Origin of the sequence: Bifidobacterium ruminantium DSM 6489, from assembly GCF_000770925.1 — a bacterium.
Classification (GTDB): domain Bacteria; phylum Actinomycetota; class Actinomycetes; order Actinomycetales; family Bifidobacteriaceae; genus Bifidobacterium; species Bifidobacterium ruminantium.
In genome coordinates this window covers 31058-47126 of record NZ_JDTK01000003.1, presented here as the reverse complement: position 1 = coordinate 47126, position 16069 = coordinate 31058, and the positions used below count along the sequence as shown (strand labels likewise).

14 protein-coding genes are annotated in these 16069 nt (G+C 58.7%); all 14 read right to left on the bottom strand.

The features are described from left to right. Position 1: 1 nt before the first annotated feature. Positions 2-1621: a DivIVA domain-containing protein gene (locus OU26_RS02260; protein WP_026646230.1), complete on the bottom strand. Its 1620-nt coding sequence runs from the start codon at positions 1619-1621 to the stop codon at positions 2-4. Between the two features lie 110 nt (positions 1622-1731). Next, positions 1732-2013, bottom strand: coding sequence for a YggT family protein (locus OU26_RS02255; RefSeq protein WP_026646231.1), 282 nt, complete (start codon positions 2011-2013; stop codon positions 1732-1734). 99 nt (positions 2014-2112) lie between these two features. Then, positions 2113-2595 (bottom strand): cell division protein SepF, encoded by a 483-nt coding sequence (locus tag OU26_RS02250; RefSeq protein WP_026646232.1) that lies wholly within the window; start codon positions 2593-2595, stop codon positions 2113-2115. 30 nt (positions 2596-2625) lie between these two features. Continuing rightward, a complete protein-coding gene (ftsZ, locus tag OU26_RS02245; protein WP_026646233.1) occupies positions 2626-3876 on the bottom strand; it encodes a cell division protein FtsZ in 1251 nt (416 codons plus the stop codon). Between the two features lie 181 nt (positions 3877-4057). Further along, complete coding sequence (dusB, locus tag OU26_RS02240; RefSeq protein ID WP_081815623.1) at positions 4058-5287, bottom strand: tRNA dihydrouridine synthase DusB; 1230 nt, start codon at positions 5285-5287, stop codon at positions 4058-4060. 39 nt (positions 5288-5326) lie between these two features. Next, a complete protein-coding gene (locus OU26_RS02235) occupies positions 5327-6802 on the bottom strand; it encodes a glycine--tRNA ligase (protein ID WP_026646235.1) in 1476 nt (491 codons plus the stop codon). A 209-nt stretch (positions 6803-7011) separates the two neighbouring features. Beyond that, entirely contained in the window at positions 7012-7623 is a 612-nt protein-coding gene (gene pilO / locus OU26_RS02230) for a type 4a pilus biogenesis protein PilO (protein WP_026646236.1), read from the bottom strand. Between the two features lie 15 nt (positions 7624-7638). Beyond that, positions 7639-8601 carry a hypothetical protein gene (locus tag OU26_RS02225; protein ID WP_051592915.1) on the bottom strand — a complete coding sequence of 321 codons (963 nt, stop codon included), beginning with the start codon at positions 8599-8601 and terminating at the stop codon, positions 7639-7641. 8 nt (positions 8602-8609) lie between these two features. Next, a complete protein-coding gene (gene pilM / locus OU26_RS02220) occupies positions 8610-9659 on the bottom strand; it encodes a type IV pilus assembly protein PilM (protein WP_026646238.1) in 1050 nt (349 codons plus the stop codon). A gap of 39 nt (positions 9660-9698) precedes the next feature. Then, complete coding sequence (locus tag OU26_RS02215; RefSeq protein ID WP_237743750.1) at positions 9699-10526, bottom strand: prepilin peptidase; 828 nt, start codon at positions 10524-10526, stop codon at positions 9699-9701. 3 nt (positions 10527-10529) lie between these two features. Next, entirely contained in the window at positions 10530-12953 is a 2424-nt protein-coding gene (locus OU26_RS02210; protein ID WP_051592907.1) for a hypothetical protein, read from the bottom strand. Between the two features lie 51 nt (positions 12954-13004). Continuing rightward, positions 13005-14288: a type II secretion system F family protein gene (locus tag OU26_RS02205; RefSeq protein WP_026646240.1), complete on the bottom strand. Its 1284-nt coding sequence runs from the start codon at positions 14286-14288 to the stop codon at positions 13005-13007. Positions 14289-14411: 123 nt separating this feature from the next. Next, positions 14412-14855 carry a type IV pilin protein gene (locus OU26_RS09610; RefSeq protein ID WP_051592908.1) on the bottom strand — a complete coding sequence of 148 codons (444 nt, stop codon included), beginning with the start codon at positions 14853-14855 and terminating at the stop codon, positions 14412-14414. A 541-nt stretch (positions 14856-15396) separates the two neighbouring features. After that, positions 15397-16059: a PulJ/GspJ family protein gene (locus OU26_RS02195; RefSeq protein ID WP_026646242.1), complete on the bottom strand. Its 663-nt coding sequence runs from the start codon at positions 16057-16059 to the stop codon at positions 15397-15399. Positions 16060-16069: the final 10 nt, after the last annotated feature.

Below are 16069 nucleotides of genomic sequence, written 5' to 3'. Positions count from 1 at the left end.
CTCAGTCGTTGTTATCCTGGGATTCCTGGTCGTAATTGTTCGAGTCGGACACCTGGTTGACGAGCTGGCCGAGGAAGTCGGTGAGTCGCGCACGGTATTCGGTCTCGAACTGCTTGAGGCCCTTGATGTTGCCTTCGATGACCTTGGTCTGGGTCTCGAGGTTGTCTCGGACCTGCTGGGCGTAATCATCGGCAGCGGTGCGGGTCTTCGAATCGTAATCGAAGGCGCGCTTCTGGACCTCGGCCTCATAGGTGTCGGCCTCGGTGTGCTTGTTGGAGAAGTACGTGTCGGCGTCCTGGGTCTTCTGAGCGAGGTAGTTATCGCCGTCCTGCTGCTTCTGAGCCAGATACGCGTCGCCTTCCTGCTGCCTGCCAGCTAGGTAGTTATCGCCGTCCTGCTTCTTGCCGGCGAGATACGCGTCGCCTTCCTGGGTCTTCTGAGCGAGGTAGGTGTTGCCTTCCTCGGTCTTCTGGTTCAGGTAGGCATCGCCTTCCTGCTGCTTCTGAGCCAGGTAGTTGTCGCCGTCCTGGGTCTTCTGAGCCATGTAGCCATCGGCGTTGGCACGGGTGTCGGCGGAGTACTGGTCGGCCTCGGAACGGGTGCGGTTGGAGTAGTCGTTGGCGTTGCCGATGATCTCCTCGTACTTGCGCTGGCTTTCCTCGGTGATTTCCTTCGCCTTTGCCTTGCCCTTGTCGACGTACTGGTCGTGCAGCTGCATGGCCAGCGTCAGCATGGCAGTGGCGCGTTCCGGTTCGGTGTTCGCGGCTGCCGCGGCGCCGGCGATCTTCTGCAGGCTGCCGGTTTCGGTGCTCGGCTCGGACTTGGAGACCTGCTCGCGCAGCTGAGCCTCGCGCTCCTGGGACTCCTGCAGCTGCTGGGCGAGCTGCTGAATCTGAGCATTCTGCTGCTGGATCTGGGCGGCCTGCTGCTGAACCTGATTGTCCTGCTGCTGCGATGCGGCCGCATGCTGCTGGGTCAGCTGCTGAGCCTGTGCGACCTGACCCTGGGCTTCCTCAAGCTTGGCGGTGAGCTGCTCGATCTGCTCGCGCTGACGCTGAGCCACAACCACCTGCTCCTGAGCGGCGGCCAGCTGACGGGACAGATCCTCGGTCTGGGCGCGGAACGTGTCACGCTCGCGCTGAACCGAAGTGAGCTGCTCGCCAAGATCAGCCTGACCGGCGGCTTCAGCGGCCTGAGCGGTGAGCTGGTCGACTTGGGCGGACAGACGATCGATCTGCCCCTTAAGCTGCTCGTTCTGGGAGGACAGCGCACGATTGCTTTCCTCCGCCTCGGACAGCTTGGTCGCAGCGACCTGAGCGGCCTGAGCGGCCTGATCGCCAGCGCCGGCTGCCTGAGCGGAAGCGGACTTCAGCGTCTCGTTCTCCTGCTGCAGGGACTGCACCTGTGCGGTCAGCTCGGAAATCTTGGAATTCAGCCCTGCGACATCCGGGCCAAGAGACTGCGTGGCTTGGCCACCGGCCACCGCCTGCTTGCCAAGGGCTTCCACCGTCTCAGTTACCTGATCAAGGAAGTCGTCGACCTCATCGACATCGTAGCCTTCCTTGAACCTTACGGTCTGAAAGGTATGCTCCCTAATATCTTTCGGCGTCAACAGAGCCATAAATCCTTACACCTCGCTTTGGGCTTGATGCCTTGCTGTTGTTGCTTTCCGTGTCTGACTTTATCACGAAACGACAGGGGTTTTGTGGAAAAAGCCAATTTTTATGCGTATTACACGAGGAAATCAACGACAACAAGAACAAAATAAAGAACAATAAATGCCGCATCAAAGTAAATCGGCCCCATGGGAATAGGGCGGATATACTGCCTCAACCATCGCAGCGGAGGCTCGGTGAGCTGGTAAATGGCATCAATCAGAGAAGCCACCACGCCTCGGGGGCGCCACCTGGGAGCCAATGCCGACACCCAGTCGAGAATCATGCGGATGAACAGAACCGTGATGTAGGCGTTCACCAGTATGTGGACGATGTATCTGATCAATGTCAAAATCATGAGATTCGACTCTACACCTGGCTACAGCCAGCGACGGATATGAAAACGGCCTCCGGATATTCGGAGGCCATTGAAAAACCAACCAGCAAAGAGGTGCGCTCAGTCAGCGAACAGATCGTGGGCGGGACCCTTGTCCTCGGGCTCCTCGACCTTGATGTTCACTTGGGCGGGGCTCAGCAGGAACACACGCGGGGTCACGCGCTCGATGGAACCACGCACGCCGAACACGACGCCGGCGGAGAAATCGACGATGCGATATGCCACGGCTTCGGCTACACCGGTCAGGTTCAGAACCACCGGAATGCCGTCACGGATGGCGCGACCGACCATCTGCGCGTCGTCATAGGTCTTCGGATGGATGGTGGTGATACGGCTCACCCTACCGCCCTGGAACGGGTTGGACTGTTCACGCGGAGCGGATGCTGCGGAAGCGGTCGTCGAGGAAGAGGGCATCGGGGTCACGGAATGATCCGAATCGAACGAAGTCTTGCCGGCATCGACCCCCTCATCATCGAAATCATCATCCTCGGCGACGTCGGACATTCCCAAGTACGACATCGCATTCTTCATGAAACCTGCCATGTATTTTCCTTTCGCGTCTTCGCGCTGACTTTACCGCAGGAAATCCGGAATATCGAGGTCACCCGGATCATTCGCGGAAACCACTTCATGCTCGGTGGTCTGGTCGAACGAAGCAACGCTTGGCGCCGGATTGGATGGAATGTAGCTGGACAACGGCTGCACCTGGGGTGCGGCCGGAGTCGCCTGCGGCTGCACCGGCTGCTGCTGAACCGGCTGGACGGGCGTCGGCACACCCGCGGACAGCGCGGACAGCGGCACGGTATCGTCCTTCTTGGTTTCGGCCCGCGCCTCATCGGCGGACTGGGCCGCCTTCTTGGAGGTTGCATCGAAGCCGGCGGCGATGACGGTGACGCGCACCTCGTCGCCGTAGGCATCGTCCAAGGAAAGACCCCAGATGATCTGGGCCTCCGGATGAATGGCCTTCTGTACCAGCGTGACCGCGGCGGAAGCCTCCTGCAGCTTCAGATCGGTCGGGCCTGCGATATTGATCAGCGCGCCATGGGCGCCTTCGATGCTCTCCTCCAGCAGCGGCGAGCTGATGGCGATTTCCGCGGCCTGCGTAGCGCGATCCTCGCCCCGCGCGGAGCCGATGCCGAACAGCGCGGTGCCGGCGCCACGGAGAATGGCGTTGACATCGTTGAAATCAACGTGGATGTACGAATTCGAGGTGATCAGGTCGGTGATGCCCTGCACGCCGGCGAGCAATGCGGTATCGGCGGTCTTGAAGGCATCGACGATGCCAATGGTGCGGTCGGACAGCTCAAGCAGGCGATCGTTCGGAATGACGATCAGCGCGTCGACTTCCTTGCGCAGGTTCTCGATGCCAAGCGCCGCGGAAGCAGAACGCTGCGGGCCTTCGAAGCTGAACGGACGGGTGACCACGGCGATGGTCAATGCCCCCTGCTGATGAGCGGCACGCGCCACGATCGGGCTGGCGCCGGTACCGGTGCCGCCGCCTTCGCCACAGGTGACGAACACCATGTCGGATCCCTTAAGCGCCTCTTCGATATCGGACTGATGATCCTGCGCTGCCTTGGCACCCTTCTCCGGGTCGGCACCTGCGCCGAGGCCACGGCTGGAAGCATCGTTCAGCGAGATTTTGACATCTGCGTCGGAACGCAGCAGATCCTTTGCATCAGTGTTGATCGCAATGAATTCGACGTTCTGAAGACCTTCAGTAATCATGCGATTGACAGCGTTGCCGCCGGCTCCACCGACACCGACGACCTTGATGTTGGTCTTGTCGTTGAAATTGTCAGTCTGGGCAATCTCGCTCACCATTGTCTCCTGTTCACTCACGTACATGCACAACTCTATCGCAATCGTGCCGATACTACACGCACTTTTCCACGCGTGTACCACCGTTTTTTTCACTTTTTTATCGTCGCCATGTCGATTTCGTCGGGTGCGGGACGATTTCACCACCACGACATCGCCGGTTCGGGCACCCGTAACCCCGCCGTCAGTAGCTGGCATCCATCGGGTCATCCCCGAACAGAGCCTCGCGCTCCTCGTGCGTGGTTTCCCTAGATTCCAACCATCCGTAGGGCAGATGCACCTTTTTCGCAAAGCGAACACGGCCCCTTGGCTTGTCCGCGATTCGCTCCGGGAAACGGATGCTGGGATCCAGCTTGTCTATCTCCCGTCGCACATCCTCAAGATTTTCACATTCCATGAAAGCCCGGCGTGTGGAACCACCCACGGGAAAGCCCTTCAGATACCACGCGATGTGCTTGCGCAGGTCGTGCACAGCCATCTGTTCATCGCCATCGTAGAATTCGGTCAGCAGTTCGGCATGACGTTCGATCACGTGGCACACATCGCCCAACGTGGGATCGATACGCTCGTCACTGCCGGCGAACGCATTTTTGATGTCGGCGAACAGCCATGGACGCCCCTGACATCCGCGGCCGATCGCAACGCCGGCGCAACCGGTTTCGGAGACCATCGCCAGAGCATCGTTGGCGCCCCAGATGTCGCCATTGCCGAAAACCGGAATGTCGAGTGCGGAGACCAACTCGCCGATATGGGACCAATCGGAATGGCCGCCATAGTATTCGGCCGTGGTGCGCGCGTGCAGGGTGACGGCCTTGCAGCCCTCCTCCTGCGCGATATGCCCCGCCTCGAGGAATGTCTCATGCTCATGGTCGATGCCGACGCGGATTTTGGCAGTGACCGGCACGTTGGCCTTGTCGCAGACCTTGACCACACGCTGGATGATCTCACGGAACAAGTCCGTCTTCCATGGCAGCGCGGATCCACCGCCGCGACGCGTCACCTTGGGAACCGGGCAACCGAAATTGAGATCGACGTGATCGGCCATGTTCTCGTCGATGACGATTTTCGCCGCCTGCTCCACGATCGCCGGATTGACGCCGTACAACTGTAGCGAGCGGATCTTCTCGCTCGGAGCGAACCGGCATAGCCGAAGGGCTTTCGGATTCCGGGCGACCAGCGCGCGGGCGGTGATCATTTCCGCCACGTACAGGCCGTCGGGGCCGTAGCTTTCGCAGATCACGCGGAACGGCCAGTTGGTGACGCCCGCCATAGGCGAGAGCACCACCGGGGTTTCGACGTGGACCGGCCCCAGATCGACGGGCTTTATAACGGGAGGAACCGACGGCCGCTCCGCGTCAGTACGCGGGTCGAGCACGTCGGATTCCTCGTAGGCATTCACAATGCTATCCGGCATAGGTCAGACTTGTTCCGTTCAACCGTTCGGCATGGCCGATCAGTACAGGCCACCGGCCTCGGCGATCTTGACGGACTCGGACCATGCCTCGCCGCCCATTTCGACCGGCATCTGCGGCACGCTGACGCGCTTCTCGCCGATGCGCTCGGCGATGTAGTCGGCCACCTTGTCCAGGCTGACGCGCTCCTGCTTCATGGTGTCGCGTTCGCGGATGGTGACGGCCTGGTCGTCCAGGGTGTCGAAGTCGACGGTGACGCACAGCGGGGTGCCGATCTCGTCCTCACGACGGTAGCGGCGTCCGATGGCGCCAGCCTCATCGTAGTCGATCATCCACTCGTTCTGACGCAGGTCGGCGGCAAGCTTCTGCGCCACGTTCTGCAGGTCGGGCTTCTTGCTCAGCGGCAGCACGGCGGCCTTGACCGGAGCCAGACGCGGGTCGAGATGCAGCACGGTGCGCTTGTCGACGCCACCCTTGGTGTTCGGAGCCTCGTCAACATCGTAGGCGTCGACCAGGAAGCACATGAGGGAACGGGTCAGGCCGGCGGCCGGTTCGATGACGTACGGCACGTACTTCTCACCGGTGGCCTGGTTGAAGTAGCTCAGATCCTCGCCGGAGTGCTTGGCGTGGGCGGACAGGTCGAAGTCGGTGCGGTTGGCGATGCCTTCGAGCTCGCCCCAATCGGAGCCCTGGAAGCCGAACTTGTATTCGATGTCGACGGTGCGCTTCGAATAGTGGGCCAGCTTCTCCTTCGGATGCTCGTAGTGGCGCAGGTTCTCCGGCTTGACGCCGAGGTCGAGGTACCACTGGGTGCGGGCGTCGATCCAATACTGGTGCCAAGCTTCGTCCTCGCCCGGCTTGACGAAGAACTCCATTTCCATCTGCTCGAACTCACGGGTACGGAAAATGAAGTTGCCCGGGGTGATCTCGTTACGGAAGGACTTGCCCATGTTGGCAATGCCGAACGGCGGCTTCTTGCGGGACGAGGTCATGACGTTCTTGAAGTCCACGAAGATGCCCTGCGCGGTTTCGGGGCGCAGGTAGTGCAGGGAGTTCTCGTCCTCGACCGGTCCGAGGTGGGTGCGCAGCATCATGTTGAAGTCGCGCGGTTCTGTCCACTTGCCACGGGTTCCGCAGTCGGGGCAGACGATGTCGGCCATGCCGTTCTCCGGCAGCTTGTCACCATGCTTCTCGGCGTAGGATTCCTCAAGCTTGTCGGAACGCTGGCGCTTGTGGCAGTTGAGGCATTCCACCAGCGGATCGTTGAAAACGGCCACGTGACCGGAAGCGACCCACACGGGGGTCGGCAGGATGATGGAGGTGTCCACTCCCACCACGTCGCCGCGGGTGACGACCATGGAGCGCCACCATTCACGCTTGATGTTGTCCTTCAGCGCGACGCCGAGCGGACCGTAATCCCATGCGGAACGGGTTCCACCGTAGATTTCGCCGGCTGGGAAAACAAAGCCACGACGCTTGGCAAGGGATACGACTTCATCGAGTTTGGATACAGCCACAATGCACCTTCTGGATTGAATGGTTTGGGGTCTTTACAAGCGGCAAGCCTACCGTCACATACTGACACCCGCGGCCAAAACGCACACGAACGGCGCAAGGAGAAGCCAGTGTAAGGAAAAGGGCCTCCCGCGAATGCGGAAGGCCCTGAAGGAAAGACGGGCAGACGACCCGTCAACCATGCGAGACGTGGCAATCCACGTCGGCAGGGTCACTGCTTGGTGGCGTTCTTGTCCTCGACGGTATCGTTGTCGAGCAGCAGGGACCAGATCTTGCAGTTGAGGGTTACGGAGTTCTTGGACGCGTCTCCGTCGGTGCTGATCTGGTACTGCACGTCCTCCGGCACGGCGATACGATTGATGTTCTGCACGCCTTGCACGAAGCTGCGCATCGGATCATAATCGCCGGATGCGGTGATGGTCACCGGCACCTGCACCAATGTGCCGGCCTTGATGGTCCCCTGCATTTCAGGAGGCATCACGGCAAGCGTGGCGTCATCGAAGTCCACGGAGGAGATGGTGACTCCGGCCGCTTCGGCAGCGCCGTTCAGCGCGTCGATGAATTCCTTCTGGTTGTAGCCATCAGGAATCTGACGCTGCAGCTGACGCAGACGGTCCTTCTGCAGGCTGATCGTTTCGCTGGCCACGCGCAACTCTTCGATGCGGTCGCGCAGCTTCTTGTTGGTCTCGTCGATCTGCGCTGTCTGCGCGTTCGCGTCCTTGATATGCGTGATTCGAGGAGAAACGCCCACCAGCCACGTGAGCATGATCACGATCACGATGCTGAGAGCCAGGGCTATCCATGCGATTCTATGCTTGTTCATGTTTCCTCCCGCTTATCAGTTGGACGAACCGTTGGAGCTGGACGTGCTTGACGATGAGGAAGCCTGCTGGTCGACTTCCGATGTGCCCTGCGCGGCCTTGGTGAGGCTCTTGCGCAGCTTCTCGAGCAATGCACGGTCTTCCTTGTCGACGCCTGCGGAGTTGTCGCTTCGCGAGGTGGTGTTGCCATCCATCTTCAACGACACGGTGCCCTCATACGTGTAGGTGGTGCCGCCTTCCTTGGAATCCTTGGTGATGGACTTCACATAACCGGTCTGGTATGTGGGGATGCCGGCAAAATTGGCGATGAAGTCCTTCGCCGAAATGAAGTTCGGAGACACGATGCTGAAGTCCACGGTGACCACACCGTTGCCGGACCACACCGTCGCCGTATCCGAAGAGGAGGACGAGGAGCTGCTGTCCGAATCCGAAAGCTGGTAGCTCTTAAGCTCCAGACTCGTGTACTGTCCGCCTTCCGGAAGCGCGCCGTTCAACGAATTGGCCACCTGCATCCAATCCATTTCGTCGTACAGCATGGAGATCTTGGCCTTCTGCGAATCGTCCAGCGAGTTCAGCGTCGCCTCGACATCCTTGAACTGCGCCTTCTCCTGTTGCAGGGACAGGGTCTTCTGCTGCGCCACGTTCACACGATGGTCAGCCCAAGAGGACTGCAATCCCATGAAGACGCTGATGATCACCGCGATGGCGATCACGAAGATCAGCACATACGTCAGCAGGTACTTAATGGCTCGGTCACGGTTGAGAATGACGATGGAACGCGGCAACAGGTTGGCTCGCGTGTCCCAATCGGCGGGATTCTCCGTATTGTTGTGGCCACTGCCCTTCAGCGTGCTGCCGATATCCGACATATGCATAGACAGTAGCGAGGTCTTCTCCCCTTCCTCAGAGACCCTCTTGCCAGTTATTTCCTTGCCGCGGCCACGATGCGACTTGACGGCTTTCTCTTTGTTCTTCTTCATGATCGCACTCACCTCGGCTTCTTTCCGATCACCAGTCCAAGCACACCGCCCAAATCGACCGCATGTGCCACGATGTTCTGCCGTTCCACTTCCTTGGACAACTTGAAGCGGACGAACGGGTCGCCAATACGCACCACCTTGTTTATGGAGCTGGCCAGCACGGGCGGCAGACCGATGAGTCGCGCGCCGGCACCGGCAAGGATGATGCCGCTGATGGGGCTGTCAGCATGATCGACGTCATACATGTTCAGCGTGTTGCGGATGCCGACGATAAGCTGTGCCGTTGTTTCACGGATCACTTCCTCGGCTTTCTCGAGCCGCTCGTCGCCGGTCACATTCTGCAGGCCGATCTGGTTCTTGATGCGTTCCGCGTCATCGAAGGAGATACTCAGCGCGCTGGCGATGCCGTCGCTCACGTCATCGGCGCCGGACGGCACGACACGCATGTAGGCAGGCTTGCCGTTCTTGAGCACGATGACATCGGTGCAGTTGCCGCTGACATTGACCACGGCTTCGGTCTGCGTCTGGTTGGCGTCGCCGAACAGTCGAGCCAACGCGAACGGGCCTGCGTCGATGGAGGTGATGACGAAACCAGCTTCCTCGGCGGTGCGCGCGGTCTTTTCCAAGCCGCTGCGCAGGGTGGCCACCAAAATGCCGTGCAGCTGCTTGCCTTCCTGCTCGTTGTTCACGATGGACATCGGCACGAAGTCCAATTCGGATTCGTCGATGGGCAGCGGAATCATGCCTTTGGCCTGGAACGGCAGGGTGGATCGCAGATCCGCCAGGGGCATGAACGGGAAGTCGGCCTCGCGGAACACCATTCGACGGCTCGAATAGACGAGCGCGGTGTTCTCACGCGGGAACTTGAACCGTTCCACCAGCGTCTTCAGAATGCCGGTAACCACGTCGATGTCCACCACTTCGCCATCCACCACGGCTCCGGTGGGAAGCGGAATCGCCTGGAAATGCTTGATGGTGGGCGAATCCGTGTAGGGATCATCTATGACCGCCGCCCTTATGGCGTCGTTCCCAATCGACAGCGCCGTTATTGCTCTCATGGTCTCTCCTTTATATATAGGTCCTGAAACACGGATGCGCTATGCGAGTCCGGTGAATTGCAGGTACAGTGTGGCGATCGGTGCGCCGGCGAAGATGCCGAGCCATACGCCGAGCAGCATCGATGGTCCGAAAGGTATGCCCCCATGCAGCCCTACCTTCTTGCTGGCCAGCAACACCAGGCTCACCACGCCTCCGATGAGGAACGCGGCGAATGAGCCGATGATGAACTGCGGCCAGCCGAGCCATCCAAGCACGAGTCCGAGGATGAATGCGAGTTTGATGTCGCCATCCCCCATGCCTCCTTTCCAGATGAGGGAAAGCACGAAATAGAACGCGAACAGTATCAACGCGCACAGCGCTCCACGCCCGAGGCGCATCCACTCCCCTGTGCCAAGCGATGCCAAAGCCAGCAACGCCACGGTGGCGACGAGTGTCGGCAGCAACACCACGTTGAGGATGAGATGGTGGTCCAGGTCGATGAACGCGATGACGATGGACACGCAGGCGAACACATACAGCAAAGGCAGCATCCACGGCGTGTACGCACCGAACAGTCCGCCGACGGTCACGGCGAGGAAGGCGATGCCGCCAAGCGATTCGACCAGCGGATAACGTGCGGCGATCGGCTCCTTGCAATGCCGGCATTTAGCGCCGAGCACCATCCAGGAGATGATGGGGATGTTGTCATACCATGCGATCTGCGCCTTGCATTTCGGGCAGAAGCTGCGTTTCGGATTGGTGATGCTGATGTGGTTCGGCACGCGCCAGATCACCACGTTGAGGAATGATCCGAACACGCAGCCGATGGCGAATGACGCCACCAGCAAAACCACCACGGTAGGAATGTCGTCGATAACGCCCATCATCAATCACCACTTCGTTTTGGAGACGTTGGAATCCACCACCGCGGAAAGATTGGTGTTGGACGGAATGGTGACGGTCGTGGTTTCCGTGGTCCACGTGTAGGAGCCGAAACCACCTTTATGTCCATAATCCACATCGGCGTTCCATGCCTGGGACTTGATGATGCGGCCGCGCACGTCACGGTTGGCTCCGCATTTGAGCATCTTCAGCATGGCATGACCATCCTTGCGATTGTATTGACGTTTTATGTCCTTGCCGTTTTCGTCGTTTGCCACGTAGTCACCGGGATAGATTTCGGTCAGGCACAGGTCGCTTGCCGTTTGGAACGTGCCGGCCCATGGATATTGGGTCTTGCCGTCAATCGTGACGGATTTGGTCTTGTTGTTCTCGTTGTACCGGGTGAATTTCGTGGCGTCGTTGATATCGGTCGTCAATCCGACGGCGCTACCTTCGGCCTTCAGATAGTGCACGCCGCCATTCGTGTCGTACAGTCTGATGGTAGTGGTCTTTCCGGATCCATCGGCGCTGGAATCCTCGTCATAGTCGGCTCGATCGGATGTGAAGTTGAAGTTCTCCTTATCGGCGGTCGGGCAGAAATGCGTGGTGACGAAATCGAAGCCTTGCCCCATGATGCTCTTCTGATAGCATTTCGCGTCGAAGTCGCCGGTGCGGACATCGCAGGTGTCGGTGTAGACGCTTTTGCCATCGGCGCTCAGGACGGTGCAGAATCCGGAGGACGAGTTCACGATCTGATTGGTGAGGTATCCCGCTTCGCCCGCCTGGCTGAATGATGCGGTGGCATCCTCCATATCGGCGCCGTTCGAGAAGTATGAATCGCTGAAATTGCTCGTCCACTTCGTCACCATATAGGCCTGTTCATATGGCGTCGCCTTGATGTTGCCGCCCGCGAAATGGGGATCGCCCTCATTGTTCGGGGCGGCACCGTAATGGGTGGGTTCCAGACGTTGGAATCTGGTCTTCTTGTCCCGTTGCACGCCCGCGACGGAGTATCCTTTGCTTTCCGGCAACAGAGACTTGTATTTGGCGGCTTCCGCACTGACTTCCCCCGTCATCTCATTCCAATATCCGGCATTGATGAAGCCGTTGTAGAAGATCCACTTCTGGTATTTGTTGAGCAGGCTGTCCGGATCGGATTTCTCGGCCTGCTGCGCGGCCTCATCGGTATAGTAGTCCGACTGGTAACGCACGCCGTACGATGTGCCGCACTTCTGCAAGGTGGCCGGAGCTTTGCCGTCCGCATCTTCGACGCTCACGCCGGTGACGCAAAGATTCATATTCGAGGCGAGACGAATGGAATTGTCCTTGTAATACACCCATGTGTTCAGCGATGAATACGCGCCGTCGGTACGGCATTCCTCGGTGTATTTGTAGGTGTCGCCGCCGGCGTTGTATGCGGCCGGAAGCAGGATCAAGCCGGAGCCAGCCTGGGGCGTCTTCGAAAGATCAAGGTTCTCGGCAATGGTCTTCTTCTCGTTGGTGACCGGAATCGTGGTGGCGAGCATGCAGGTACGGTTCACCGGATTCAGCGTCGCGACACCCTTTTCGAGGCCATCGAAATCGGTTCTGTCGGAACTCACCGCAGCGGAGAACTTCACTTCCCCGGACGGGTCCGAACCCAGATTCACTCCGGTGTAGTCGACCGGAACCCACACGAACTGCGAGTCCAAACGATTGTAGGGCGCCGCGGCATAAAATCCCATGCCCATTCGGCCACCACCGGCCACCGCCGAATGCGTCGTGGTGGTCGTATCCGTCGAGGCTCCGATCTTGCAGACGGCTCGTTTCAGCGCCTGGGGTTGTCTGGCATCGCCCGACGCACGGCCATCCTTGTATCTGTTGACAAAGCCGGTTCCGATGATCTCCGCATATTGCGTGTCCTTCAAATCCGATGGATTGGTGATCATGGTGGCCGATGCGCCGTCCGGGTCATCCTTGTAGAAATTGATGCGCACACGATAGGACAGATCGTCCGGCGTGTAGGATGCCGTGTCGGCCACGGAATCGACTTTGTTGAGAGCGACGTGGTTCAGCAGCACCGATGCGCCTTCATACTTGGTGAAGGTGCCGTCCTTCGCGCTGTTGCTCGTATCGGCGCTGGTCGCAGGAAGCAATCCCAAAAGCGCGTCAAGGCTGCTGGCGCCCTGCAGTTTCTCCAAGGTCTCCTGAAGATAGCTCAAGCCCACTTCAAGGCCGGATTCGGCGGCGTAGTTAGCTTGGGAGTTCTCTTTGTTGCTCTTATAGGGAATCGCCTGCGCGAACAGGGTGGTCATGACCAATGCGGCGGTGGTGAGCACCACCATGACGAACAGGATGGCCAGCATCATGGCAGCTCCGCGTTCGCCCATACGCTCACGGAGCTTCGCGCGGTACTTACGATTCAGTCTTGACCACAAACCAGTCTGCTTCATCTTCGGCTCCTACCTTGTATATAACGGATGAATACGATTGCTTATCGGCTATCAGGCGTTGCCGGCCTGGCCGTTGATGGCGTCGAACATGGAGAACATAGGCAGGTACAGAGCCACAACCATGAAGCCGACGACCACGCCAAGAACAAGAATCATCAAAGGCTCGAGCAGCGAGGTGAGCTGCTTGGCCATGGATTGGGCTTCTTCGTCATACGCTTTGCCCGCGCTGGCGAGCATCTTGTCGATGGCGCCGGAATCCTCGCCGATGGCCACCATCTGCACCATCATGTTCGGGAAGATCTTCTCGGTGCTCATGCTGTCCGCAAGACGGTAGCCACGTTCCACCAAGCGCCCCACACGCTTGGACGCTCCTTCAATCACATAGTTGCCGGATGTGGAGCCGACGATGTCAAGCGCCTGAAGAATAGGCACACCGGAGGCAAGCATGGATGAGAAGTTGTTGCAGAAGCGGGCAAGCGCCACATTGGTGCTGAGCTTGCCGAACACCGGAGCCTTCAGCGTGAACGGATCCCACCAGGTGCGAATGATGTCCTTGTTGCGGTTGCGCTTCCAGAAAATGGCGAGAGCGACGGCCGCGACAATGATGATCGGCAATGCATACGGCATCGCCTTGCCCATATTCACCATGATCTGAGTGACAAGAGGTAGCTGCGCGCCCATGGAATCATACATGCTGGCGAAGGTCGGCACGATGGTCAGCAGCATGGCCGCGACCAGAACCAACGCGATGCAGAGCACCACGACCGGGTATGCCAGAGCACCTTTGATCTGACCTTGAAGCCTCACATCCGCCTCGAAACTGTCGGCCACGGTGATCAGGGACTTGTCCAAGAAGCCGCCGGTCTCGCCCGCACGGATCATATTCACCATGATGGGCGGGAAGAGGGTGTCTGGATCCGCAGCCATGGCCTCGGAGAACGAGGCGCCGCCTTCCACCTGAACCACGCATGCCTGCAGCGCCTTGCGCAGTTTCGGATTGGTGACCTGTTCGGTGACGATGTTCAATGCTCGGATCAGCGAGACGCCGGCCGCCACCATGGTGGCGAGCTGACGCGCCATGACGGCGAAGTCCTTCTTGCTGGGGTATTTCTCGAACGCTTTGATATTGATTTCGGCATTGAGGCCGGTGCCCGCCGCCGTGTCAACCAGATCCGTGGGATACAGTCCAAGTTTTTTGATGCGTTCGATGGCCTGGTCTCGGGTCTGCGCCTCGACGGTGCCTTTCTCCTTGCGCTGGCCGTCGAATGAGACGCCCTTGTAACGCCACTGCCTTGTGCCGCCATCCATTTGAACCTGTGCGTCGTTGCCGGCCATGATTCCCCTTCGGATTGTCGAATACTGGTATTTATTTGATACGCGAAATGTCGGGGACGTTTGTCGTCCCCGACATCCAATTCAGGCGATTAGCGATATGCCTCACGGCTTAGCAGGAGTAGCTTACTGCTTGGCCGATTCAGAAATCTCGCCAGTAGAGGAGTCATACGTGTACTGCTTGGTGCCTCCATTGGTATCAGAACCGATGATGGTGTAGTTATTCGAGTCAACGCCCGCTGCGATGGTAATCGTGACATCCTTGGAAACCGTAACTTCCTGATCGGAAGATCCCAAGTTTTTCTTAGCGGGACCGGGACCATAGGGGCCCGCCCAATTTGCATCGAACTTCCCGTTGTTGGCGGTCATGGCGGTTTCGACCACGAGGCTGGCGTTCTTGACGTCGGACTGGATGGTGGAGTTCCACGCGGCCTTGCGCTGGTTCAGGTAGATCGGCACGGCCACCGCGGCGAGGATGCCGATGATGATCACGACCACCAGCAGCTCGACCAGGGTGAAGCCCTTCTCGCCCTTGGCACGACGGTTCAAAGCAGCACGCACGCTCTTCATGATGAATCCTTCTTTCCAAAACCCGAAGACCACCGCATCGCCTCCAACGATGGACCCGAGAAGCGGTCTTCCGCGGCCCCTAACGGAACCGCCCTTTTGTATTGATTTTTTCTGGCTCACATAACCAGGTGACTCCAGTATAGAACAGAAAAACCAGCCGCAAACACAAAATCGACACACTCCCCGATGAACTCCCGCACAAAAGCGCTTCACAAATTCATCACGGTTTCATACACATTTCCTTCACAAACATCCGACCCGGCCTTCACCCACGGATCAGCAGGTCTCAACAATCCAAACGACACAATTGGTTCAACGCTGAACCAATTCCATGAAACGTTTGCAATACTATTGAAACCGTTTGCAGTATTCACTGCAATCACACTGCAAATATTCGTGAAGAAAAAACATTAAATCATCACAAAAAACACACTGCATCGGCGTGTCGAGGGTACTAATTCGTAAAACCACCACACAACCAACACAAAAAAGCGGCTCTCCGAAGAGAACCGCCCTCATGAAAACGTTATGCAGGAATCACTCAGCTGCACTTGCTGAAATCTACCGATGCGCCGGAGGCGACGTTGCGCGCCGTGAATGACGTGGACGTGTTCGACGTGACCGGCTTGCCGCCAACGAACGAACCGGTGACCGGAGAGTACCGGACCACGCGGGTGCTGGCGTCCACCTTGAAGAGATCGGTATTGAACAATGCGTTGTCCGTAGTGCTGGCTGTGGTTGAGTTCATCACGGATCCCAGCACCACATGCCTGCTCCACGCGCCGGAACCGGCGTCATATGGTCTGGTCCTCACCGCCACCGATCCATAACTATCTACCGACTTGCCCGACCAGGTGGCCTCCGTGTAGTCGATCACCGCGCATTGCTTCACGCCATCGGCGTCATAGGTGACCAGCGTGATCTTGCCACCCTCGTCCTTGACACCTTCCGCGTTACGGATGTATTGGTCAAGGCTGCGCACCGAGGTGGCTATCTCCGTAGATGACCTGGCGCGGATGGTATCGGAGCTGGTGGTATGCAGATACTGCACGATCGACATGGTGAACAAGGTGGATACCACCGCGAAGATGAACAGCGAGACCGTCATCTCCACCAAGGTGACGCCGCTCTGCCCCTCCGCACGTCTACGCAATGCGCGCAGCAGCCTGCGGTTCAGACTGAATCCGGAATGATTTGCTTCCATGATGCGCCCC